The sequence below is a fragment of the Psychrobacter sp. UBA5136 genome (assembly GCF_002414005.1).
Lineage (GTDB): Bacteria > Pseudomonadota > Gammaproteobacteria > Pseudomonadales > Moraxellaceae > Psychrobacter.
Map to the genome: position 1 here is coordinate 20,523 of NZ_DHYG01000009.1, position 23,493 is coordinate 44,015.

Annotated in this window: 16 protein-coding genes; 10 read left to right on the forward strand and 6 right to left on the reverse strand. The window is 44.3% G+C overall.

Annotated elements, in window-relative coordinates:
• Positions 1-87: 87 nt before the first annotated feature.
• On the reverse strand, positions 88-2,796 hold the full coding sequence (gene glnD, locus B4240_RS01355) for a [protein-PII] uridylyltransferase (RefSeq protein WP_296236422.1): 2,709 nt from the start codon (positions 2,794-2,796) through the stop codon (positions 88-90).
• Positions 2,797-2,951: 155 nt separating this feature from the next.
• On the reverse strand, positions 2,952-3,743 hold the full coding sequence (gene map / locus B4240_RS01360; RefSeq protein WP_414707068.1) for a type I methionyl aminopeptidase: 792 nt from the start codon (positions 3,741-3,743) through the stop codon (positions 2,952-2,954).
• A 355-nt stretch (positions 3,744-4,098) separates the two neighbouring features.
• On the opposite strand from map, the gene B4240_RS01365 reads away from it, so the two are divergent.
• From B4240_RS01365 to B4240_RS01385, 5 genes are all read left to right on the forward strand, one after another.
• Entirely contained in the window at positions 4,099-5,187 is a 1,089-nt protein-coding gene (locus B4240_RS01365) for an esterase/lipase family protein (RefSeq protein ID WP_296236424.1), read from the forward strand.
• A 155-nt stretch (positions 5,188-5,342) separates the two neighbouring features.
• The gene (locus tag B4240_RS01370) at positions 5,343-6,473 is read left to right on the forward strand and encodes a lipase secretion chaperone (RefSeq protein WP_296236425.1); all 1,131 of its coding nucleotides are present in this window, start codon (positions 5,343-5,345) and stop codon (positions 6,471-6,473) included.
• 262 nt (positions 6,474-6,735) lie between these two features.
• Positions 6,736-7,230: an META domain-containing protein gene (locus tag B4240_RS01375; protein WP_296236426.1), complete on the forward strand. Its 495-nt coding sequence runs from the start codon at positions 6,736-6,738 to the stop codon at positions 7,228-7,230.
• A gap of 205 nt (positions 7,231-7,435) precedes the next feature.
• Positions 7,436-8,437: a Xaa-Pro aminopeptidase gene (locus B4240_RS01380; protein ID WP_296236427.1), complete on the forward strand. Its 1,002-nt coding sequence runs from the start codon at positions 7,436-7,438 to the stop codon at positions 8,435-8,437.
• 27 nt (positions 8,438-8,464) lie between these two features.
• A complete protein-coding gene (locus tag B4240_RS01385; RefSeq protein WP_296236428.1) occupies positions 8,465-8,611 on the forward strand; it encodes a DUF2256 domain-containing protein in 147 nt (48 codons plus the stop codon).
• Positions 8,612-8,681: 70 nt separating this feature from the next.
• Here B4240_RS01385 and B4240_RS01390 read toward each other — a convergent pair whose 3' ends face one another.
• From B4240_RS01390 to metH, 3 genes are all read right to left on the reverse strand, one after another.
• On the reverse strand, positions 8,682-10,175 hold the full coding sequence (locus B4240_RS01390; protein WP_296236429.1) for a hypothetical protein: 1,494 nt from the start codon (positions 10,173-10,175) through the stop codon (positions 8,682-8,684).
• Positions 10,176-10,773: 598 nt separating this feature from the next.
• A complete protein-coding gene (locus B4240_RS01395; RefSeq protein WP_296236430.1) occupies positions 10,774-11,703 on the reverse strand; it encodes a bile acid:sodium symporter family protein in 930 nt (309 codons plus the stop codon).
• 202 nt (positions 11,704-11,905) lie between these two features.
• Positions 11,906-15,745 carry a methionine synthase gene (gene metH / locus B4240_RS01400; RefSeq protein WP_296236431.1) on the reverse strand — a complete coding sequence of 1,280 codons (3,840 nt, stop codon included), beginning with the start codon at positions 15,743-15,745 and terminating at the stop codon, positions 11,906-11,908.
• Positions 15,746-16,480: 735 nt separating this feature from the next.
• On the opposite strand from metH, the gene B4240_RS01405 reads away from it, so the two are divergent.
• Positions 16,481-17,128 (forward strand): fasciclin domain-containing protein, encoded by a 648-nt coding sequence (locus B4240_RS01405; protein WP_296236433.1) that lies wholly within the window; start codon positions 16,481-16,483, stop codon positions 17,126-17,128.
• 153 nt (positions 17,129-17,281) lie between these two features.
• Here B4240_RS01405 and B4240_RS01410 read toward each other — a convergent pair whose 3' ends face one another.
• Positions 17,282-18,832 carry an alanine/glycine:cation symporter family protein gene (locus tag B4240_RS01410; RefSeq protein ID WP_296236435.1) on the reverse strand — a complete coding sequence of 517 codons (1,551 nt, stop codon included), beginning with the start codon at positions 18,830-18,832 and terminating at the stop codon, positions 17,282-17,284.
• A gap of 849 nt (positions 18,833-19,681) precedes the next feature.
• Between B4240_RS01410 and B4240_RS01415 the strand changes: the two genes are divergently transcribed.
• The 4 genes from B4240_RS01415 (at position 19,682) to B4240_RS01430 (ending at position 23,322) form a co-directional block, all read left to right on the forward strand.
• On the forward strand, positions 19,682-20,314 hold the full coding sequence (locus tag B4240_RS01415) for a LemA family protein (RefSeq protein ID WP_296236436.1): 633 nt from the start codon (positions 19,682-19,684) through the stop codon (positions 20,312-20,314).
• Between the two features lie 181 nt (positions 20,315-20,495).
• Positions 20,496-21,683, forward strand: coding sequence for a TPM domain-containing protein (locus tag B4240_RS01420; protein WP_296236437.1), 1,188 nt, complete (start codon positions 20,496-20,498; stop codon positions 21,681-21,683).
• A 62-nt stretch (positions 21,684-21,745) separates the two neighbouring features.
• On the forward strand, positions 21,746-22,270 hold the full coding sequence (locus tag B4240_RS01425) for a TPM domain-containing protein (protein WP_296236438.1): 525 nt from the start codon (positions 21,746-21,748) through the stop codon (positions 22,268-22,270).
• A 53-nt stretch (positions 22,271-22,323) separates the two neighbouring features.
• Positions 22,324-23,322 (forward strand): adenosine deaminase, encoded by a 999-nt coding sequence (locus B4240_RS01430; RefSeq protein ID WP_296236439.1) that lies wholly within the window; start codon positions 22,324-22,326, stop codon positions 23,320-23,322.
• Positions 23,323-23,493 lie beyond the last annotated feature (171 nt).

Sequence of the window (23,493 nt, forward strand, 5' to 3'; positions counted from 1 at the left end):
TAAAGCGTTTTTCGTATTTATGACTGAGCTGTTAATTCTTAAATTTCTAACCATAAAAAGTTTGAGCATAAAGCATTTATATGGCAATTAACGATCGTTACGAATGCTAAGGCTTGCTATCAAGGCCGCTTTTAATGTCTCAAGTTTATCCGCCGATAATGCTTGATCGTTTTGATCACTGATATAAAACATATCTTCTGCGCGCTCACCTAACGTGGTGATACGGGCGGCATGTACCTCAATTTGTTGCTGTAAAAACACTTGCCCAACGCGCGCCAGTAAACCTGGTTGATCAAGCGTCTCTAAACTCATAATGTGCTGATTTGACGCCTCATTAAACTCAAAATTAATCGTTGTGGCAACATCAAAATGTCGCAGCTGGCGCGGAATTTTTCGTTGTATCAGTTTAGGAACGGTCGGGTTTTTAAAAGCGTCGATTAAACGCTGCTTGAGTTCTTGTTGGCTGTCCATATCGACCAGTAGCGTGCCGCTGCGATCGAGTAGCACGTAGGAATCCAAAGCAAAATCACGGGTTGCGGTGATAATGCGCGCATCCAACACATCTAAATTCATCTGATCAAAGACGGCCATAGTAACGGCAAATAAATTGACCTGATCTTGGGTATAAATAAACACCTGCACCGCATCAAGCGCCAGCTCGCGGTGCTCACGTAACACCACCAGCGGCGAACTGGTAGCATCAGAAGCGCGGCCAATGGGCGGATGGTTTAAGATAGCTTCGGTGTGCCACAAGATGTCTTCTACAACTTCTCGCAAAAAATACTCATCGCCCAAGTCATCCCATAGCCTTAAAACCTCGTCGCGATTCATGTGCTGATTGTCGACATTATCAAGCATCGCCAGTGCCTGTTTACGCGTGGCGCTAATCATATCTTGGCGGTTGGTCGGGGCGTCGATATCAGCGCGCAAGATACGCCGCGTTTGCGAATATAACTGCTTCATGAGGGTTGCGCGCCAGCTGTTCCAAAGCTGGGGATTGGTGGCGTTCATATCGGCGACCGTCAGTACGTACAGATGATTTAGGTGGGTGACATTCCCGACTAAATTGGCAAATAGCGTCACCACTTCTGGGTCCGAGATGTCTTTTTTTTGCGCTGTCATCGACATCAGCAAATGATAGCGGGTCAGCCAGCCGACCAAATGCGCGTCCGCTGTGCTCATACCATGCGCAAGACAAAACTCAATGGCTTCTGTTTCGCCAAGCTGACTGTGATTGCCGCCGCGACCTTTGGCAATATCATGAAACATCGCCGCGAGTACCAAAATCTCTTTGCGCTCGATACGCTGGAAAATAGAGCTGACCAGTGGAAAATCTTTATAAAAGCGCGGATCGGTAAAACGGTGCAAGATGCGAATCAAAAATAACGTATGCGCATCGACGGTATAACGATGAAATAAATCGTACTGCATCAGCCCCGTCACTTGCGCAAAAGCTGGGATATAGTTGCCCAATACGCCGTAGCGGTTCATGGTACGCAGGCGATGAAATAAATAATTTTGCTCTTTTAAATTGGCTAAAAACAGCGCTTGATGGGTTGGATTGTCCCTATAAACCTGATCGATACCGCGCGCGGCAATCTTTAGCGCGCGCAAGGTATGGGTGCGCACATTTTTAATGCCATATTGACCCATGAGCAAAAACATCTCTAAAATCGCCTCGGGATGCTGGGCAAAGACGCGGTGATGCGATATCGCAATTTGCTCGCCGACGCGGTTAAAACGGGCGTTAATCGGCTGCTTTTTTGGCCGTTCTTCATCGGGCAGCTGCGGCTCGATGATGGTCTCAAAGTAGTGATTGGTCAGCATTTCAGACAGCGTCGATATCTGCATGGCACAGCGATAATAATCGCGCATAAAGCGCTCAACCGCCGCGTTTGGTTGGTCGTCCGGCTGCGTTTCATAACCCATCATGTGCGCAATCTCTCGCTGATAATCAAACAACAACTTGTTTTCATTGCGTCCGGTCAGCTCATGTAAATAATGGCGGATTTGCCATAAATAGCCTTCGGCAAAATTTAGCTCATCGAACTCTTTTTCAGTCAAAAAGTTTTGTTGCACCAAGTCATAAAGCTTACTAACGCGAAAATAGCGCTTAGTCACCCAACCAATAATATGAATATCACGCAGACCACCGGGGGCAGTTTTAATATTAGGCTCAAGGTTATATTCGGTAGCATTGTGCTGCAAATAGCGCGCTTTTGCCTCTTCGATTTTCACCTCAAAAAAATCACGTGGCGACCACTGGGTATTGACAATTTTATGGGGCACATCTTGCAGCGCCTCATTGCCGATTAATAGCCGCGCTTCTAACAAGGCACTGGCAACCGAGTGATCCAGCGCCGCCTCCAAGCATTCGCTGACGCTGCGTACCGATAGGGCAGGCTCGAGCCCAATATCCCACAGTAGCGCCACTAAATTATCTATTTTCTCCCTGCTGTCGGCGTCAATCTCATTGGGCGTCAGCAGCAAAATATCGACATCTGAATAGAGTGACAACTCGCCGCGACCATAGCCGCCTGTCGCAAACAACGCCAAATCCGTTTTATCAAGCGCAAACCAGTTAAATAAAGCCATGAGCAAATCGTCGATGACGCAGGCACGCGCCGCCACCAATTGGCGAATATTGACGCCGCGTTCAAGCTCGCGGCTGATATCGTCATTGATTTGGATTAGCCATTCAGCAATATCAACTAAGGATGTGTCTATTGCCGCGCTAGTATTTGTCAAGGTTGGCATGGGCGTCAAATCGATGGTCGCGACATCACAAGTAAACATGAGTGTTATCCAGTAAAAGGGTGGTAAATAAAGACGGTAAAATGAATGTGTGAATGAAAACAGCAAGCTAAAAAATCAATATGGCGCACAGCCAATATGCCTGAATTATAAGGCAAAAAAAAGACCGCCTAAGCGATCTTTTTACGTATTACAGGTTACTGGGTCAAAAAACTTAAGTCTTCTTCAGGGCGACCGGTAAAGACTTCACAGCCATTGTCCGTCACTACCATGGTATGCTCCCACTGCGCTGATAGCTTGCGGTCTTTAGTAATCGCCGTCCATTCATCCGGTAAAATTTTAGTTTGCCACGTACCTTGGTTAATCATCGGTTCAATGGTAAAGGTCATGCCCGTTTTTAGCTCAAAACCCGTGCCTTTTTTACCATAGTGCATCACTTGCGGCTCGTGATGGAATTCATTGCTGATACCGTGACCACAAAATTCGCGCACAATACTAAAGCGCTCAGGCTCGACCACTTCTTGGATAGCCGCGCCGATATCACCCAAGCGCGCGCCGTTTTTGACCACACTCATACCCGCATAAAGCGCATCTTGCGCCACTTTGCAAATACGCTGCGCCATAATAGAGCCATTACCGACGATCCACATTTTTGACGTGTCACCGTAATAACCATCTTTAATAACCGTGACATCGATATTGATGATATCGCCATCTTTTAGCAGTTTGTTTTCAGATGGAATACCGTGGCACACCACATGATTAACCGAGGTACAGATAGATTTTGGGAAGCCATTGTAGTTAAGGGGCGCAGGAATCGCATCTTGCACATTAACGATATAGTCATGAGCGATTTGGTTTAATGCCTCGGTACTAACGCCCACTTTAACATGCTCATCGAGCATCACAAGGACATCACTGGCAAGTTTACCGGCCACGCGCATTTTTTCTATGGCTTCAGGAGATTGGATAAGGGATTTTTTAGTCATCATGGTCGTACTTATAGTTATAGAATTTAGAGACTAATTATAGCATAAACCTATCGTTTACTGCTTAAATGCGCGTTATTGAATATTTCAATCGTGTTGATATTACATAGTTTATAATAACTGTAGTGCTCAAGTTGGCTATTTCAAATTGACTGTATAGTCACAAGAATAAAAAGGATAAAGGAAAGAATCAGTTGAATATTACGGAATATATAAGTATCGTAATTTTGTTTGCTAAAAGGACTAGCAACTGTTTTTAGCGCTTATTGCAGGATGCGATCGCTAAGTTCTGTATATAAGTCATCTTAGGTAAGCCATTTAAAAACCTTATTTTCACAATAACAAGGATGTTGTTATGAGCCGAAAATCTTATCTTCGCGCGGCAGTCACGCCAAGCGCATTTCTGCCTACTCTAGGTGCTATTGGAGTCGGCGTTGTCATGATGGTAATGCAAACGACTTCTGCCCAAGCGGCGGGTCAATACTATAACTGTGCCAATCCGACTGGTTGCAAACTGGTCAGTAGCAAATCTTGGACTTCCAAGCATACCGATACTAAATATCCTATTGTTATGGCCCATGGTCTTGGCGGGTTTACCAAGGCTTTCGGGTTGATAGATTATTTTTATGGTATTCCTGAAACTTTGATGAGTGGCGGCAGTCAGGTCTATACGACCAAGACCTCCTCAGTGAATAATAGTGAGTTTCGCGGTGAGCAACTACTGCAACAAGTCAAAACCATCAGTGCCATCTCGGGCAGTCCCAAAGTTAATTTGCTTGGACATAGCCAAGGCGGAATTGATATCCGATATGTGGCTGGAGTAGCGCCAGAATATGTAGCGTCAGTCACAGCCATTGCCAGCCCAGAGCAAGGCTCAAAAATGGGCGATTGGGTCATCAAACAAGTCGTTGAAGGCAGCGCAAACGACGGTTATGGTGAAGGCGAGTTTAATGTGGGTTCGCAGATCGCACTGGGTTTTTTTAAGTTTGTCGGTGGCTTTATGGATATTAGCGCCGGTATAAGCTTTAAAGACTTACAACAGCAAGATGGCTGGAAAGCAGTCCAAGCATTATCGACCGATTATGCCGCTACATTTAATGCTAAATTTCCAGCAGCAATGCCGACTAGCTACTGTGGTCAGCCGGCAAATACCGAGGTCAACGGTATCAAATATTATTCTTTTAGCGGTATTGGTCGGGTAACCAATGGCCTTGATCCCAGTGATTACATGCTTGCGTTGACCGGAACAACGTTTGACGGAGATCCCAATGATGGTTTGGTATCGGCCTGCTCAAGCCGGCTCGGCTACGTAGTTCGTGATAACTACCGCATGAATCATTTAGATTCGGCCAATCAGGTACTGGGTTTAACCGCATGGGGACAGCCCGATCCAAAAACTTTGTACCGTGACCAAGTCAACCGCCTCAAAAAAGCCAATCTATAAAGTGCTTCGTAAAAATAACATAAGCCTGCTATTGCCTTGAGTGCGTCTGGTTTACAGGGCGTCTGGTTTATATAAAAACAGGGTCAATATCGTTGGCCCTGTTTTTTATCGCAAAAGTAGGTATAAACCGAGTTATTACAGAAGATATTTTTATTATGTCAAACAATCGCCGTTCGCCATCTTTGCTCACTGTTATTGTTATCGCCGTGATAATCGTTTTAGTCGTCGCAATTATTTGGTGGTTTAAGCCCAAGAATAATAGCAATATCAGTTCTGAAACAGATTCTACAGTGTTAAATAGCCAATTTAGCACTAGCGCGGTGGGCGAAGCAAATGTTAATAATGACGTTGGCACATTATCTAAGCAAAACGCCTCTAAGCAAAACGCTTCGCAATTTAAAACAGGCCTTGAGAATCTGCCGCGCTCCTTGCAGGGGACGGATGTCGATGGTGAGATTATCATTGATGAAAATAAGCAATTGGTCGTGACCGAAGGTCTGCGGCGCTTATTTGATTATTTTTTATCAGCCCTAGGCGAAGAGGATGAAGCCGTCATTTATGCGCGCGTGGAGAGCTATATCCGCAGTCACACGCCAGAGCCTGCCGCGAGCCAAGCGATGACGATATTTGACCAGTATATTGCCTATCTAAAAGCGATACCTGCAATAGAAAGCCATTATGGCAATCTACAACTACAAGCGACCAAAGATGGCGAGCTAGATTTAAACGCGGTGGCGCAGCAGCGGCAAGATGTGGCCAAATTACGCCAGCAGCATTTTGCTAAAGCCACCATTAAAGCCTTTTTTGGCGCAGAAGATGAATACGATGATTATAGTATTGCGATGGTAAAAATTAACCAAGATAAGCAGCTGTCTGCTGCCCAAAAAGAAGCGGCAAAGCAAGATTATATTAGCCGAATGCCGGACAACACGATTAAGGCTAATATTGCCCAGCAAGCCAATCTTGATGAGTTAATCGTTCGTACAGAGCAGCTGCAAGCACAGGGCGCAACGGCTGAAGAATTATACAATATGCGTCGCGAGTTGGTCGGCGCGCCCGCAGCGGCAAGGCTTGCGCAAGTCGATCAACAAGACGCTGACTTTGATCAACGCTTTAAGCAGTATCAAACACAAAAACGGCAGCTGCTCAGGCAAAATGCAGATAGAGCCCAAGCACAAACTCAAATCAAACAAATCGAGCAGCAATTATTTAATGAAAGCGAGCGTAAACGTTTGGCAGGCTATGCCGCTTTACAACAACAAAAAGCCAAAATGCTAAATGAGTAGCGGCTAAGCGCTAGCAGGTAATACTTTTACTCACAAGCTCTATTAGCAAAAAAGCTATAAAGTAGAACAAATCACGCGGTAATTGACACTCAATCTATAATGACAGTCGGCTATGCTTTGTGCATAATGGCGGCATTGTTTGAATTAATAAATAGTTTAAATTAATGAATAAAGCAATAAAATAATCACAATAAAAATTGACTTTTAAAAGAACAGATAATGTCTGTTTTTTATTTTAAAGTTAATCCTTTGAGGAGTTTATATGAAAAACATGACTAAAATGATGATGGCTGCCACCCTTGCTGTTGGTACACTTGCTGCAGCAGGTTGCCAAACGACTACCCCTAGTGTCACCGCTCCAGTAACGCAGCCAATTACCGTTGATGCGCTACAAGCGTATAACTGGCAGCTTGTCGATGCCAAACGCACCAATGGCGACAAAGTAAGCCAATTATTCTTTGATCCAGCCAAACCATTAACGCTAAAGTTCTTTAAAGACGGTACGACCAACCGCGTAACCTTTGCCAACACTTGTAATAACATGGGCGCTAGCTATAGCGTGGTGAATGGCAATGTCGTATTGGGTAATGTGATGTCAACGATGATGGCATGCCCAGAACCACAAGCAAGCTTCGATACGGCAACGATGGCGACGGTCCAAGGTAAATACAGCATCAATAAAAACGCCAATAACACGCCTATCTTGACCATTACCAATAGCAATCAAGTTGCTCATTTTAAAGCGGTTGCTAAATAATTTAATCGTTTTAAAGCCTGATAATTTAAAAATGCCTCACTAAACAGTGGGGCATTTTTTTATTCAAAAATTGTCATGCTTTCCGCTACACTGTCATGAGTTGAAGGTAAATTATTCAGGTTATTAGGATAATTCTTATGCCATCAATTTTTTAACCTTCAAAACCTTTATCTCGCATTTATCAACGCTTTATCGGACGTCACTTATGTTAAAAACCTTTGTAGCAAAATCATCTGTCAATCTGCGCACGATAATGGGCGCCATTGCGCTAACGGCTTTTAACTTGTTGACAGGGTGTCAGACATTGCCAACTACGATGACTAAAGCGAAACAAGCATCTGTTGATATGAGTGCAGCTAACCCGCCAACGGCGCGCATGCCAGTGATAGATCGGCAAGGGCGCATTGCTTATGTCGAAGAGCAGGGATCCGGCGCGGCAAAGATATCAACGCTATATAGTATCCGTCCTGATGGTAGCGAGCGCCAACAGATAGATCAGATAAATGGTTATATCTATGCGCCAGCGTGGTCAGCAGGTGGTCAAATGCTCGCCTACAGCAAACAAGCGCCGCGCCAGTCTCCAAAGATTTATCTTTATGATGTCAAAAGCAGCAGCCACAAACTGGTGGTAAATACTGAGGGCAGTAACTTATCAGCGTCATTTTCACCGGATGGGCAAAAACTTCTCTATAGCTCAACCGTCGGCGGCAATGCTGATATCTATGAGATGCGCTTAAGTGACGGTCATACCAAACAGCTCACCACCTTGCCGAGCACGGAGGTGCAACCAAGCTACGCAAGCGATGGGCAAAGCTTTGTTTATACCAGCGACAAAGTCCGCGCTGGTCAGCCAAGCATTTATCGCTATCACTTTGCTACGGGTAAGGCGACGCTGATACCGACCGCAGGCTATGCCGCCAGTCCACAACTGAGCTTGGACGGTCAGTATTTGGCCTATCTAAATGGTCGTAAGGCGGCGGTGATGACGCTTGCTACCGGGCAGGTGATTAATCTGGCAGAAACAGGACTTGATGAGCCCGCGCGACTGTCGCCTTCTGGGCAATATGCCGTTTATCCGACAAAGCTGTCGCAAGTGGACGGTCAAAGCGGTGGCAGCTTAGTCATTCATTCTTTAGCAGGCAATTCAAGTTACGCGATTAGCAGTAAAACGGGCGGAGTGGTGCGCTCACCGATTTGGGGTCGGTAAAAAATTTTTAATCTAAAGGTAAATGGCATGGCTCACAAAAAAGCCAACCTAACGCAAAAAACCTGCCCCGTGGGCCAGCGTCTGTTTAGCTGGCGTAAGAAGTGGAAAATGGATTGGGAGCAGGTGATTTTTTGTTCTGAGAAGTGTCGACATGCAAAAATAAAAAACGTCTAACCCCAAAATAAGATTCAGCCGACACACTTATATCGGCTGAATCTTATTTTTATACTTTTATTTTTGACTACTATTGACGTTTAAAATCCAATGATTCATCGTTGTCGATGACGCCATTCAAATTTTCATCAAATTGTAGCGTTAGGATGCTACCCGCCACCCGTGTATTTCGACTCATGGGGTCTGAGAATCCAGATTCTCCGTTACCATCATAACGTTGGCTAGTAGTTAACATACCTAAATTATCGATAGAATAATCGCCCCATTCCATGCCGCTAAATGGCTCATAGGCAACAAACGGTGCTTTTTCATCGACTTCTAGTTGCACATAGGTGCCATTTTCAAAGAAGATTAATTTCAATAATTCATGATCTGTTTCTTCGTTGCTCCAAATCCCTAAGACGTTTTCAGACTTCGATTTTGAGAATGTATAATACTCATGACTGTCTATCACACCATTATCGTTTTCATCAACACCAAGAGTGAGGGTGTTGTTAACTACTTTAACAGTTCTTAAGATATTATCTGACAGCCCAGATGTGCCATTATTATCGAAGGTTTGACTGGTTATTAGGGTACTATTTTTGCCTATAGAGTATTTACCCCACTCCATACCATTACCTGGCTCGATCGAAGATCGACCATCATCTACTTGCATTTGCAGATAAGTGCCATCTTCTAAGAAAGCTAGGGCTGATAGTTCATTATTCGCTGGGTTCGCTTCCCAAAGTCCTAAAAGGTCTTTTGGATCGATTTCGTCATCAGGTCTGACATCAACAATCGCTCTTGAAAAATCAAAAGACTCATCGCTATCTATTATGCCATTCTGATTCTTATCCACTTCAATAGCGAGCATATTATCCTCAGATAACCGAGCGTAACGCGTACGCGGCTCTGATAACCCACTGCTACCATTAGCGTCGAAGATTTGACTGGTTTCTAATAATCCAGTGCTATTATCAACGGTATATTTACCCCATTCCATACCGTTTTCGGGATTGTTTAAGGATTTTTCTTCATCAACTTGGACATGAATATAAGTACCATCTTCAAAGAAAGCCACTGATTCTAACGCTTCGTCCGACTCTTCACCTTTCCAGTACCCTACGATTCCTTTAGGTTTGGTCTCTGAGAATTTATAGACTTCATTGCTTTCAATGACGCCATTGTTATTTTCATCTACTTCTAGTATGAGTTTGCCATTAGTTACCCGAGCATGACGGGGAATCGCATCTGACAAGCCAGAATTGCCGTTTTTATCGAAAATAGTCTCGGTTGTTAGTTTGCCTGTTCTGTTGTTAATACTGTATTTTCCCCACTCCATGCCATTTTCAGGATCATTCATTGACTTTCCATCATTGACTTGGGCTTGCACATAAGTGCCATCATCTAAGAAAGCAATGGTTGATAAATCGCTATCCACATCATCACTACTCCATAACCCAACGATTTTAGTGTTGATGTCTGGCTGCGGAAGAGGTTGAGAAGAATCGGAGTCATCATTACATCCTTGTAATAACAAAGAAGTAAGAATAGTCAGTAATGCTAATTTGAATGATTTCATTTTTTATCTCTCCTTGAATGAAAAATGTAAAATCTTACCACTTTAAACCCGACGTCCTTATTCCTCCCTAAATTTAAGGATATAGTCGATACACTTTAGAAGCGATATAGTGCTACTGGTATAAATTTTCCTTGCTTGCTGTTGCCACAGAGGCTGCGAAAAATTCATCCCAGTAGCACATGACTATTAGCATATCGATTTTATATCGAACTTACTATATTCTATATATAGAATATATAAATGATTTTTTATGAATATATCAAATATTTTTACCTATTCCAACTAAAAAAAGAAATTCTTGTTAAATAAGTAAAGAAAAAATATTGAATAAAAAATTGGATAAGGCGCAGAGGTGGAAAAAGGCTGTTTCAAACAAGCTTATTAATAGGATTGACTATTATAGTTATTATAAGAATTGACTCATAGTTCGAAGGATTTACTGGCATGACGTAGTAAGTAAAGCTAAAACAAGAATTAGTAGATAGATGATACGTCAATAAAGTACCGCCACCTCAATAAAATACCGCCACCTTTTTAAACTCAATGTATAAGAGGAGATGAAGATGTAGCGGTACTTTAGCTATATGTTATAAAAATCCTAATGTGCTTGTTTTTTAGCAAAGATATTTGCCACGAGCGCCCCACTAAAATTGTGCCAAACACTAAATATCGCACTAGGTAGAGCAGCAACGGGATTAAAATAAGTAGCGGCAAGGGCGGCGCCAAGTCCAGAGTTTTGCATACCTACTTCAACCATAATCGCTCGGCGCTGCTTCTCAGTAAAACCTGACAAGCGAGCGATTAAATACCCCAAGGTATAACCCATCATATTGTGCAAGGCCACTACGATAAATACGATAACACCACTATCCAAAATAGTCGCTTTAGAAACCGCAACTACGGCAGCTATGATAATTGAGATACCTAATACCGAAATCATAGGCAATATCTCAATAGCAAACTCAATTTTCTTACCCAAAAATCTATGGAAAATAATACCCAATAGTATCGGTAAGATGACTATTTTAGTAATCGTCATCATCATATTGACCAAATCAATATCAATCAGCTGACCGGCAAACACATTTAACAAAACGGGCGTTAAAAACGGCGCAAGCAAAGTAGATATAGAGGTGATAGCAACACTTAAAGCCACATCGCCTTTAGCTAAGAAGGTAATCACATTGCTGGACGTGCCACCCGGACAACAGCCAACTAAAATAACCCCAACCGCTATTAGAGGATCAAGGTTAAAAACCATCGTCAAACAGTAGGCAATCAGCGGCATTAGCGTAAATTGTGCTATGAGGCCTACCAATACAGGCTTGGGTCGCTTGATGATTTCTACGAAGTCTTCCGCCTTTAGAGTCATGCCCATACCAAACATGATGATACCAAGTATGGGAACAATCAAAAAAGCCAACGATGCGAAGAATTCAGGAAAAATGAATCCTAAGACGGCGCTAACCAATGCCCAAATTGCAAAAGTTTTACCAATCCAACTAGAAATTAGAGCGATCTGTTTCATAACGTTTCTCAAAACTATAAAGTAAGCATCAATTTATCATTAATGTCGTCAGTAAATGATAAAAGTATTTTTTTAGCAAGCTAGCGATAAGTTTGCTCAAATAAAGCGCGTGGTTATTTTATAAAAAAATGGCGTACTCATATTAAATAAGTACGCCAAAAAATATCCATAAGACATCTACGAGTCAGTTGATTTTAAAACCCTACAAATTCGGATTCAACCACTTCTCAGCAGTCTTGATATCCCAGCCTTTACGCTCAGCATAGCTTTCTAACTGGTCACGGTCGATTTTACCGACGTTAAAGTATTCACTATCCGGATGCGAGTAATAAAAACCGCTGACCGAGGACGCAGGCCACATCGCAAAGCTTTCCGTGAGCTTAGTACCAATAGCATCGCCCGTACCAATCCATTCAAATAATTTGCCTTTTTCGGTATGCTCAGGACAGGCAGGGTAGCCAGGAGCAGGGCGGATACCGACGTATTTTTCTTTAATCATCTCATCATTGGTTAGGTTTTCTTCAGCTTGATAGCCCCAATATTCTTTACGAATCCGCTCATGCAAATGCTCGGCAAAAGCTTCGGCTAGACGGTCAGATAAGGCCTGTACCATGATGGCATTATAGTCGTCGCCAGCTTCTTTGTACTTTTCAGCAAGTGCTTCTGTGCCAACGATGGAAACCGTAAAACCGCCAAGATAATCGGTATGCGTCTTTGATGGTGAGATAAAATCCGCCAAGCTAAAGTTTGGCTTACCGCTCGCTTTGTCGCTTTGCTGACGTAAATGCTCGAACTGATATTTTGCCGTGCCACCCTCAGTCGGTGCTTTATCATAGACGGTGACGGTATCCGCGCCCGTACGGCGGGCGGGCATGAGTTTAAACACCCCTTTGGCAACGATTAATTTTTCATCAATCATCTTTTGCATCAAGTCATTGGCATTGTTAAATAAATCGCGCGCTGCTTCGCCAACCACGTCATCTTGTAAGATTTTTGGATATTTACCAGCCAATCCCCACGAGATAAAGAACGGTGTCCAATCGATATAAGGCAGCAGGTTAGTGATGGGATAATCTTCAAGGATGACTTGACCAAGTTTGTTTGGCACAGGCGGTACGTAGTTGTCCCAATCGTACTGAAAACCAAGCTCGATAGCATCGGCATAAGAGATTTTTGCCGCTTTTGGCTGACGTTTGGCTAAGCGCTCGCGTACTTTAATATATTCTTCGCGCGTTTCATCGATAAGGCTCTGGCGGTGCTCTTGTGATAGTAATTTTGTCACGATACCCACTGAGCGTGAAGCGTCTGATACATAAATAACCGCATCGTTTTGATATTGTGGCTCGACTTTAACGGCCGTATGCGCTTTAGAGGTTGTGGCACCGCCAATCATGAGTGGCAATGTCATGCCGCGCTCTTGCATTTGCTTGGCGACATACACCATTTCATCAAGGCTTGGCGTGATGAGGCCTGATAGCCCAATGATATCGACTTCCTCTTTGATGGCGGTATCGAGGATTTTTTCACAGGGCACCATTACGCCCAAATCAAGGATTTCATAGCCGTTACAGCCGAGGACCACGCCGACGATATTTTTACCGATATCATGGACGTCGCCTTTGACCGTTGCCATGAGGATTTTACCTTTCTTTTCGCCCTCGACTTTTTCCGCCTCAATATACGGGTTGAGCCAAGCGACCGACTGCTTCATAACGCGCGCAGACTTGACCACTTGCGGTAGGAACATTTTACCAGCGCCAAATAAGTCGCCGACGATATTCATACCGTCCATTAGCGGCCCTTCGATAACGTCGAGCGGTTTGGGATATTTCTCCCACGCTTCTTTGGTATCAGCGTCAATAAAAGTAGTGATGCCTTTTACCAGCGCATGCGCAATACGCTCCTCCACCGTGCCTTCGCGCCATGACATATCGACCGCGCTGTCTTTTTTCTTGCCGCCGTCTTGATAGCTTTCGGCAATGGTCATTAAACGTTCGGTTGCCTCTTGGCCACTTTCGCCTTGGTTACGGTTTAGCATCACATCTTCGATGGCATTACGCGCTTCGATAGGAATATCGTCATAAACCTCAAGCATCGCTGGGTTAACAATACCCATCGTCAGACCATTTTTGATCGCATGATAAAGGAATACCGAGTTAATGGCTTCACGAATCGGGTTACCGCGGAAACTAAAGGAGACGTTGGACACGCCGCCCGATACCATGGCATTGGGAAGGTTATCGGTAATCCATTTGGTCGCATTGATAAAGTCAGCGCCGTAGTTATTGTGCTCAGTGATACCGGTTGCAACCGCAAAGATGTTGGGGTCAAAAATGATATCTTCAGATGGGAAGCCTACTTCATTGACCAAGATATCGTAGCTGCGCTGACAAATCTCGATTTTGCGCTCGTAAGTGTCGGCTTGTCCGTCTTCATCAAACGCCATAACGATAATCGCCGCACCGTAGCGCATACAAAGCTTGGCGCGCTCCATGAATTCAGCTTTACCTTCTTTTAGGGAGATGGAGTTGACGACAGATTTACCTTGAATGCGCTTAAGCCCTTCTTCGATAATGTCCCATTTTGACGAGTCAATCATCAAGGGTACGCGGCTGATATCCGGCTCACCCGATACCAAATTAACGAAATGAATCATCGCCTGCTTGGAGTCGAGCATGCCCTCATCCATGTTAATATCGACGATTTGCGCGCCGCCTTCGACTTGGTCGCGGGCGACATCGAGTGCCTCGGTATAGGCTTCGGTCTTAATCAGGCGCAGGAATTTTTTTGAACCGGTAACGTTGGTACGCTCACCGACGTTGACGAACAGACTATCAGGGGTAATGGTAAATGGCTCAAGTCCCGATAAGCGGCAGGCAGGGGCAATCTCAGGAATCACGCGCGGTGGATAATTGGCAACCATATCGGCAATGAGGCGAATGTGCTCAGGTGTCGTACCGCAGCAGCCGCCAACGATGTTTAAAATACCCGCTTTAGCAAAACCTTCCAGCAGAGCGGCGGTTTGCTCTGGCGTTTCATCATACTCACCAAATTCATTGGGCAGACCAGCGTTTGGATGCGCGGAGACATAAGTATCAGCAATATTTGATAACGTTTGAATATGCGGACGCAATGCCTCAGCGCCTAGCGCGCAGTTAAAGCCAACCGATATCGGCTTAGCATGGCGAATCGAATTATAAAACGCTTCTGCCGTCTGACCTGATAAGGTGCGACCTGACGCATCGGTAATCGTCCCTGAAATCATAATCGGCAATTCAAAACCAATGTCCTCAAAAATGCCTGTCACGGCAAAGATGGCGGCCTTGGCATTGAGCGTATCAAAAATGGTTTCGATTAAGAGGATATCGACGCCGCCTTCTATTAAGGCTAGCGCCGCTTCACGATAATTTAGCACCAGCTCATCAAAGGTAATATTACGAAAGGCTGGGTCATTAACATCGGGCGATAGCGAGCAAGTACGCGATGTCGGTCCAATGACGCCTGCGACAAAGCGCGGCTTCTCTGGGGTTTTGACCGTAAATTCGTCGGCGGCTTCGCGCGCAATTTGCGCAGCCGTTTTATTTAGCTCTGGCACCAGATACTGCATATCATAGTCGGCCATCGACAGGCGCGTACCATTAAAACTATTGGTCTCAATAATATCGGCACCCGCCTCAAGGTGGGCGCGATGAATCTCTTTAATCATCTGCGGCTGCGTGAGCACCAGCAAATCGTTATTGCCGCGCACATCTTGCTTAATATCGGCAAAACGCTCACCGCGATAATCTGCTTCCTCTAACTTAAAGGTCTGAATATGGGTGCCCATCGCGCCATCTAACATCATAATCCGCGCCGCCAACTGCTCAGTAATACGAGCGCGCGCGGTTAGCTGCTGCGCTTTATAAGGAAATACGTCAGGCGGCGTCAAAATAAAGTCACTAGCCGTGCTTGATACCCTGGCTGCATTAGAATTAGCATTGGTATTGGCGACACCAGAATGATTATGAGAACAGGTCGGCGAGGTGGTGGTGTTTTGAGTCATAGGAGTGCTGCTTATAGAGTCTAGATGATAAGAAGAAGTAGAAATAAAAGTCGTTCGAGGTTTAAAACCTTAGTTTTGTAAAAGGCTAGGGCGTGAAAATAATACAACCAATAAAATAGCGGCTTAAAAACCAATAAGCAAATCTGGATTATTCTAGCATGAAATGCCTAACCTTCGCGGGATTGTACTTATTCCGCTTTGGCAATACGTCTATGGCTATGGCATTTAAACGTATGGTATTTAAACGCATAAAGAATTGGGTGTTTTCCTAGCTTGTTTTGGCATTAAAAGTCTCACCATGGCATCAAATTTTATGGCATAACGCTACTTGGTACAAATGAATTTCCTTTTTCTCGGAGAATGCATAAAGCTTTGCTTTGCCTCATCGCTACGGGATGGCATTTTGATAAAGTAAGAGTTAGAAGCGCAGGCAGAACTTACACCCATACTACAAAAAATAGCGTAAATGCGAATTGATAACCTTCCAACCTCTGTTAATTTGATTTTAGAAGGCCTAAGATTTTTTAAGCGATGCTTATTATTAAAAGTTAAGGGTTTTACTCGCAAGCAGTTAAATCAAGTGGTTAAATATCAAACCCGAATATCTAAAAACTAGCCAACCATGTAAGCAGTAAGTAGTAAGCAGTGGTTTTAAGGAAAGGCAATAAGGACAAAGCTATGAAACTGATCAGATAAACCTCCCTTCATAAATTATCTACCCTAAAGGAGTGCCTTATGTTAAAGGGAAATTTACTATTTATCGCCGTCGTTGTCGCTGCTATGTCACTGGCAGCTTGTAACGATAAAGAAGCGGCGCCTGAGCCAGTTGAGCCACAAACGACCACTGACGTTGCCGCTCAGCCAAAAACTAAGCTAAAAAATACGCCAGACGTTGCCCCTAAAGCAGTGGCCGAGACTAATAATACTATGCCTAATAATGTCATACCTGTAGATGCTGCAGCAACGCAGAGCATTGGTGAACTGGCAGCAGGCAATGAAAATCTCGCCGTCCTAACTGAAGCGCTACAAGCAGCTGATCTGGATGACATGATGAAGGCAGAAGGACAGTACACGGTTTTTGCGCCAACGGATGACGCCTTTGCAGCTTTATTGACCAAACTGAACGTCACCAAAGAAGAGCTATTAACCAATAAAGAGGTGCTTAACAGCGTGCTGACTTATCACGTTGTACCTATGGTGGTGAAGGCAGCCGATATCCCTTATGGTAGTGACATCGAAACAGCAAACGGTCAAACCTTCTCAATTAGCGATGCTAACGTGATTACGGATGCCAGTGGCCATACTACCAATATCGTTGAAACAGATATGATGGTAAGTAATGGCGTGGTTCATATTATTGACAATGTGCTATTACCTAACTAAGCATAAATAGGATTATATTTCCATTTTCATAGGAAAATTAAGCGCATAAAAAACCCGAGGCCATTGTCTCGGGTTCTTGCTTTTATCGCTGCTTTTAATGTTGTTAATATCAATATTATCAGTGCGGCTTAGATAACACTACAGCCGCGTGGATTATAGACGCTCTTTATGTAGTGGGTCTTGTGCTGACATTTTTTGTTGCTGCTTTAAATGACGCTCTTCCCAATAAGGCGCGTTTTTGATACCGAATTTTGCGGGATCAAACGTGTAGTGCTGCACGCCAGCTTTACGCTGTGCTTCATAGTCTTTAAGCATCGTGAGCGTTGGACGCGCCACAAAGAAGATGACCAGAATACCAACGATATTTAGCCAAGCCATCAGACCAACACCAATATCACCAATTGCCCAAATATAACCCGCTGAGTTAAGGCCACCGTAAGCGACCATCACCATGATTAAGACTTTAACTAAGAATAGACCAGTCTTGTTGGCACCGCGGCTGATAAAGCGCGTCAAATAAGCGACGTTTACTTCGGCGATATAGTAGTAAGCCAAGATGGTGGTAAAGGCAAAGAAGAATACCGCGATAGCAATAAAGGTATTACCAAACTGACCGTATACCGATTCCATCGCCATTTGGGTAAAGGCCGGCGAGTTAATCTCAACACCAGCGGCGACATTTTGTACGATAAATTGACCGTCAGGTAGCGTACCTTGGATGTTATAAGTGCCCATGGTCAAAATCATAAAGGCAGTTGCAGAACAAACCAATAAGGTATCAACATAGACTGAAAATGCCTGTACCAAACCTTGCTGTGAGGGATGCTCAACTTCGGCAGCACCAGCAGCGTGAGGGCCTGTACCTTGACCGGCTTCGTTAGAGTAAATACCCCGTTTTACCCCCCAACCGATGGCGGCACCAAAACCTGCTTGCGCGGTAAAGGCATCACTAATGATGGTGCCAAATACTTGTGGAATCATCTCGTAGTTGGTAAACATGATGACGAGTGCTAGGCCAATGTAACCGAGAGCCATAAAAGGAACCGCAAACTCGGTAAAGGTTGCGATACGCTTAATACCACCAAAGATAATCACCGCTAGTACCACTAGAATGATACCCAAGGCGATAAGACGCATAGAGCCGACTTCTAAGCTACCGACACTCATCATTGTGCCTTCGCCCATCACCTGTGCAAAAGCATTGATAACGCCGTTTGCTTGCACACCCGGTAAGAACATACCACAGGCTAAGATAGACGCGATGGCAAAGATAACGCCGTACCAGCGTTGACCAAGCGCGCGCTCAAAGTAATAAGCAGGACCACCGCGATACTCGCCTGTTACCACGTCTTTTTCTTTATAAATCTGTGCAAGGGTTGACTCGACATAGGCGGTCGATGCGCCTAAAAACGCCACAACCCACATCCAAAATACGGCGCCAGGACCACCAAAACCGATAGCGGCGGCTACCCCTGCGATGTTACCCATACCAACGCGTCCCGCCAAGGAGACGGCGAGCGCCTGAAATGATGAAATACCCTGTGCACTTGACTTACCCTTAAAGAGTAAGCTGATCATTTCACTGAATAAACGTACTTGTACAAAGCGCGTCATGATGGAATAAAATAAACCTGCGCCCAAGCATAAATAAACCAATGCTGGGCTCCAGATAATTCCGTTTACTAAATTAACTAAACCTTCCATATGTATATTCCTAGTACTGTCTCAAAGTGACTATATATGATGATGCTAAGAGTAAGTGTGCTAGTTAATTTCCTTATTAAAGCCAACCACTCAAATAATCTGCATGCACTTAAACGTAGCGGACAATTCTCCGTACAGCTCAAGTTTCATACGCGCTTAGCCACCAAGGATGGACTGTAGTTGTCTGTTATAATATTAAATAGCCATCATTACGCTGATGGTACTTAATTTGCTATGAGCCGTACCGGTTGGCTACACTTATAGGGTAGGGTAATAAAGCAAGCTGCACTCGTCTACTGATCCTTTTTCATGAGGCATTAGCGACTTGCTAATATCAAAATGGCAATAAGTCCACTACCAAATGTATTCAAACCGTACGGCTACGTAACTGCAATTTGCCATATTTTTTAAGCAATTACTAGAATTTTCTTTATAAGAACGTTCATAGCTGAGGATTTTTTTTCTGCTTAATTGACAGTAAAAACTGATAAAAAGCCATAATTGTCCAGTCTTTTTAACCATTTTTCGATCAGGGTTAAAAATAGCATCGTTATGAAACTGGTGGAAAACGTCTAAAAGTCAGCGAAAGCCTTGCGAGGCGTGGCGCTTTGCGGTTGTGTTTTGGTAACGGTGAATTGTAAAAGTAACGTTATGGCGCCATTATTAGCACAACATATCGCCGGTGCCAGTTTTTGAGCTAGGAATTGTAGGGCATGAATTGTAGGCCATAAAATTGTAGGCTGTAAAAGGTAGCAGGCGATAAAATAAAAGCTTATATAAATGGCTAAGATTAAAAAAACGCTTAAAAAACGTCTTATTTGTTATTTATCTTTATTAGGAGAGTCAACGATGACGCGTAAATCTTTTGTAAAACCTATGTTGCTATCAGCCGTACTAGCCACCTCTACCGTTGGTTTGAGCGGTTGTGGTTATAACAATTTGCAAGCGCAAGATGAACAGGTCACCGCTTCATGGTCAGAAGTTGTCAACCAATACCAGCGCCGTGCGGACTTGGTGCCAAACTTAGTCAAAGTTGTAAAGCAATATGCCGAGCAAGAACAAGAAGTATTTACCCAAGTCGCTGCGGCGCGCTCACAAGCGGGTGGTATCACTGTCACGCCAGAGCTGCTCAATGACCCTGAAGCGATGGAGCGTTATGCCGCCGCCCAAGAACAGATGACAGGCGCACTATCACGCCTTATGGCAGTCTCTGAGCGTTATCCTGAGCTAAAGTCTGATGCGTTGTTCCAAGATTTGCAGGCGCAGCTTGAAGGGACGGAAAACCGTATCACTGTCGCGCGCAACCGTTATATCCAAGAAGTCCAAGGCTATAACACCACGGTGCGCCAGTTCCCAACCAATATTACTGCCAAAGTATTTGGTATGGAGCCGAAGCCAAACTTTAGCGTCGCAAATGAGAAAGAGATATCGACTGCGCCAAGTGTAAACTTCGGTGATGATAATGCGCAAACGGCTCAGTAAAGCCAAATTTTAAGCTTCTGATGTGCATACGTGTAAATAACGCTGCGTGTTTATAGTCTGATTATTGGATTAAAATGATGGGGCGACTTAAACGCAAATGGTTTTTTACCCGTCGCTTTACAGCAGTTGGTTTTGCCGTCATTAATTTAGTACAGATGTTATTTGAGGTGGTATAGATTAGATGAATCATTCAAAAGCACTCTTGTCCGCATTATTATTCACCTTAAGCATTGGAAGCGGCTCGCTATCGCATGCTGCGCCTAATGCTGATGCTAATAATAGTGCGGCTGTCGCTACCGATAGCACCTCGAGCCTGCAAAGCCGTAGTGTCGAGGATTTAGTGGCCATTGCAAAAGCGGGCGAGTCTAACGAAGCCATCAACGATGCCGTTTTGGGTAACGACGCGATTAATGACGCCATCATTGGCAATGATGCTATTAATCCCAATGCTGCTAATGTTAACAATAGCAATACAACCAATTCGCAAGCGTCTAATCGACCGCCTGTCCAGTCAAGCGCCCAAAGTGTCGATGCAGACAAGCTCATATTAAACAACCCTGTCGTTGACCAAGCCAATATCTTAAACCCGCAGGAAAAACAACGCTTAGAGGCGCAGCTTAGAGGTATTTATCAAAAAGGTTTGGCGCAAGCCGCGGTTGTGATTGTGCCGACGACCAATGGTATGCCTATCTTTGACTACGCCTTGCAGGTTGCCGAAAAATGGCAGCTTGGCAATAAAGACATTGATGATGGTTTGCTAATGGTCGTTGCCGTCAATGACCGAGATATGTATATTTTAACCGGTTACGGATTAGAGGGCGTGTTGCCCGACTCTGCGGTAAACCGGATTATCCGTGAAGATATCACACCGTTATTTAAGCAAAATAACTATGGCGCTGGGATATTGGCAGGAGTTGGCGCCCTGCAAGCGCGACTAACCGCTGATCCAGAAGTATTGGCGCGCGCCGATGCGCAAGCGGCTGAACGCCGTCAAGGCCAAAATGATATGGGTGATAACCCGTCGCCCGTGTTTTTATTCGTCATGGCTATGGTATTTGGTAGCTTTATCACCAGTATCTTTGGGCGCATCTTTGGTTCTATCTTGACCGCTGGCGGTTTTTTTGCCGGCTCGCTTGCCATGGGCGGCGGCTTCTTTATGACACTGATTATGGCGATATTTATATGGCTGTTTTTGATTTCGCGCGGCTCAGGCGGCGGCCGTGGAGGACGCGGCGGTGGCGGCGGTATGGTGTTCTTACCCGGCATGGGCGGCGGTAGTGGTGGCTTCGGCGGTGGTGGTTTTGGCGGCGGCGGCTTCGGGGGCGGCGGCGGTGGTTTCGGCGGCGGCGGCGCTGGCGGCTCGTGGTAAATGCTTGTTAGACTTGAACATTAGATGACTGCCAGCAATGGCGTACTTGAGGAAATAAAATAATGGTAAAAAGCAATCCGTCGCAGGCAAGTTTTGCTCGTTGGTGGCGTCAAGTACTGTTTGTCCCCATGCTCCATAGCAAATGGCTGACGCCCGCTGCCAAAGCTCGGCTTACAGAGCAGGTGGCGCTCGCTGAACGTGGCCATCGCGGCGAGGTATTTTTGATTATCGAAAATCACTTACCGATTCACGATGCCTATCATTTTGATTGCCGTGACCGTGCGATAGATTTGTTTAGTGAATATCGCGTTTGGGATACTGAAGAAAACACCGGCGTTTTGATCTATGTCAATATTTGCGAGCACAAGCTAGAAATCGTTGCTGATCGCGGTATCAGCACCCATGTCAGCCCAACCGTTTGGCGCGCCATGTGTGAAAAAGCCGCCTCGGGTATTGCCAATCAAAAAACTGAAGAGAGCCTAGCTGAATTATTGGATGAGGTGGGTCAGTTATTGCGTCAGTATTATCATCTTGAGCATGACCCCGCTGGTAATGAGCTGTCCGATACCGTGGTATTTTTAAAATAGCAGTTATAAAAATAAAGTAGACTTAGTCTTAAACAAATGACAACGGGGAAACCATGATTGAGCTCATTAAGAAATTACCAAAAGCAGAACTGCATTTACATATCGAAGGCTCATTAGAACCAGAGCTGATGTTTAGATTGGCCAAAAAAAATGACATACAGATTCCCTATAAAGACATAGAAGATGTGCGCCGCGCCTACAATTTTACCAATCTACAAACCTTTTTAGATATCTACTACGCAGGCGCCAATGTCCTGATTACCAAAGACGACTTTTATGATTTGACGTGGGAATATATTTTAAAATGTGTGGAAGATAACGTCGTCCATACAGAGATATTTTTTGATCCGCAAACCCATACCGCAAGAGGCGTTGAGTTCGCTACGGTCATTACGGGTATCAAAGAAGCACTTGCCGATGCCAAAGAAAAATTCGGCATCACTTCTTGTATCATCATGTGTTTTTTGCGCCATTTATCCCAAGACGATGCGTTTGACACGTTAGAAGAAGCGCTGAAATTCAAAGACGATATTATCGGTGTCGGTCTTGATTCTTCAGAATTGGGCAACCCGCCTGCCAAATTTAAAGACGTCTTTAAAAAGGCCAAAGAAGCGGGCTTTAAGTTGGTGGCTCATGCGGGGGAGGAGGCCGATTTTTCTTATATTTACGAAGCCTTAGATCTACTAGCAATTAATCGCATCGATCATGGGGTGCAATCGATAAAAAGCGCGGCGTTGATGCAGCGCTTAAAAGACGAGCAAATGCCGCTGACGGTTTGTCCCAACTCTAACATTGAATTAAAAGTGTTTGAGAATTATAAACAGCACAATATCAAAGAGCTGTTAGATTATGGCTTAAATGTCAGCGTCAATTCCGATGATCCCGCCTATTTTAAGGGCTATATGAATCAAAACTTTATCAATATATGTGAAAACCTGCCGCTAACAGAAGAGGATATTATCACTTTGGTAAAAAACTCCTTTAGATCTTCCTTTATTAGCGATGCGTTAAAAGAAAAATACTTAGCGCAGGTGGATCTTGCCCTCCAATAAAAATGTTTGAGTAAATTTTTTATCATTAAGGCTGAATGATTATTATAAATCGTTCAGCCTTTTCCTTTTACAGCATATTTTTTAACGCAAGACATTTACACAGCGGTGATTTTTTAGATTAGGGCGTGTTGAACATTGGATATAAATTTCTGGCAAAAAAAATAGCGAACG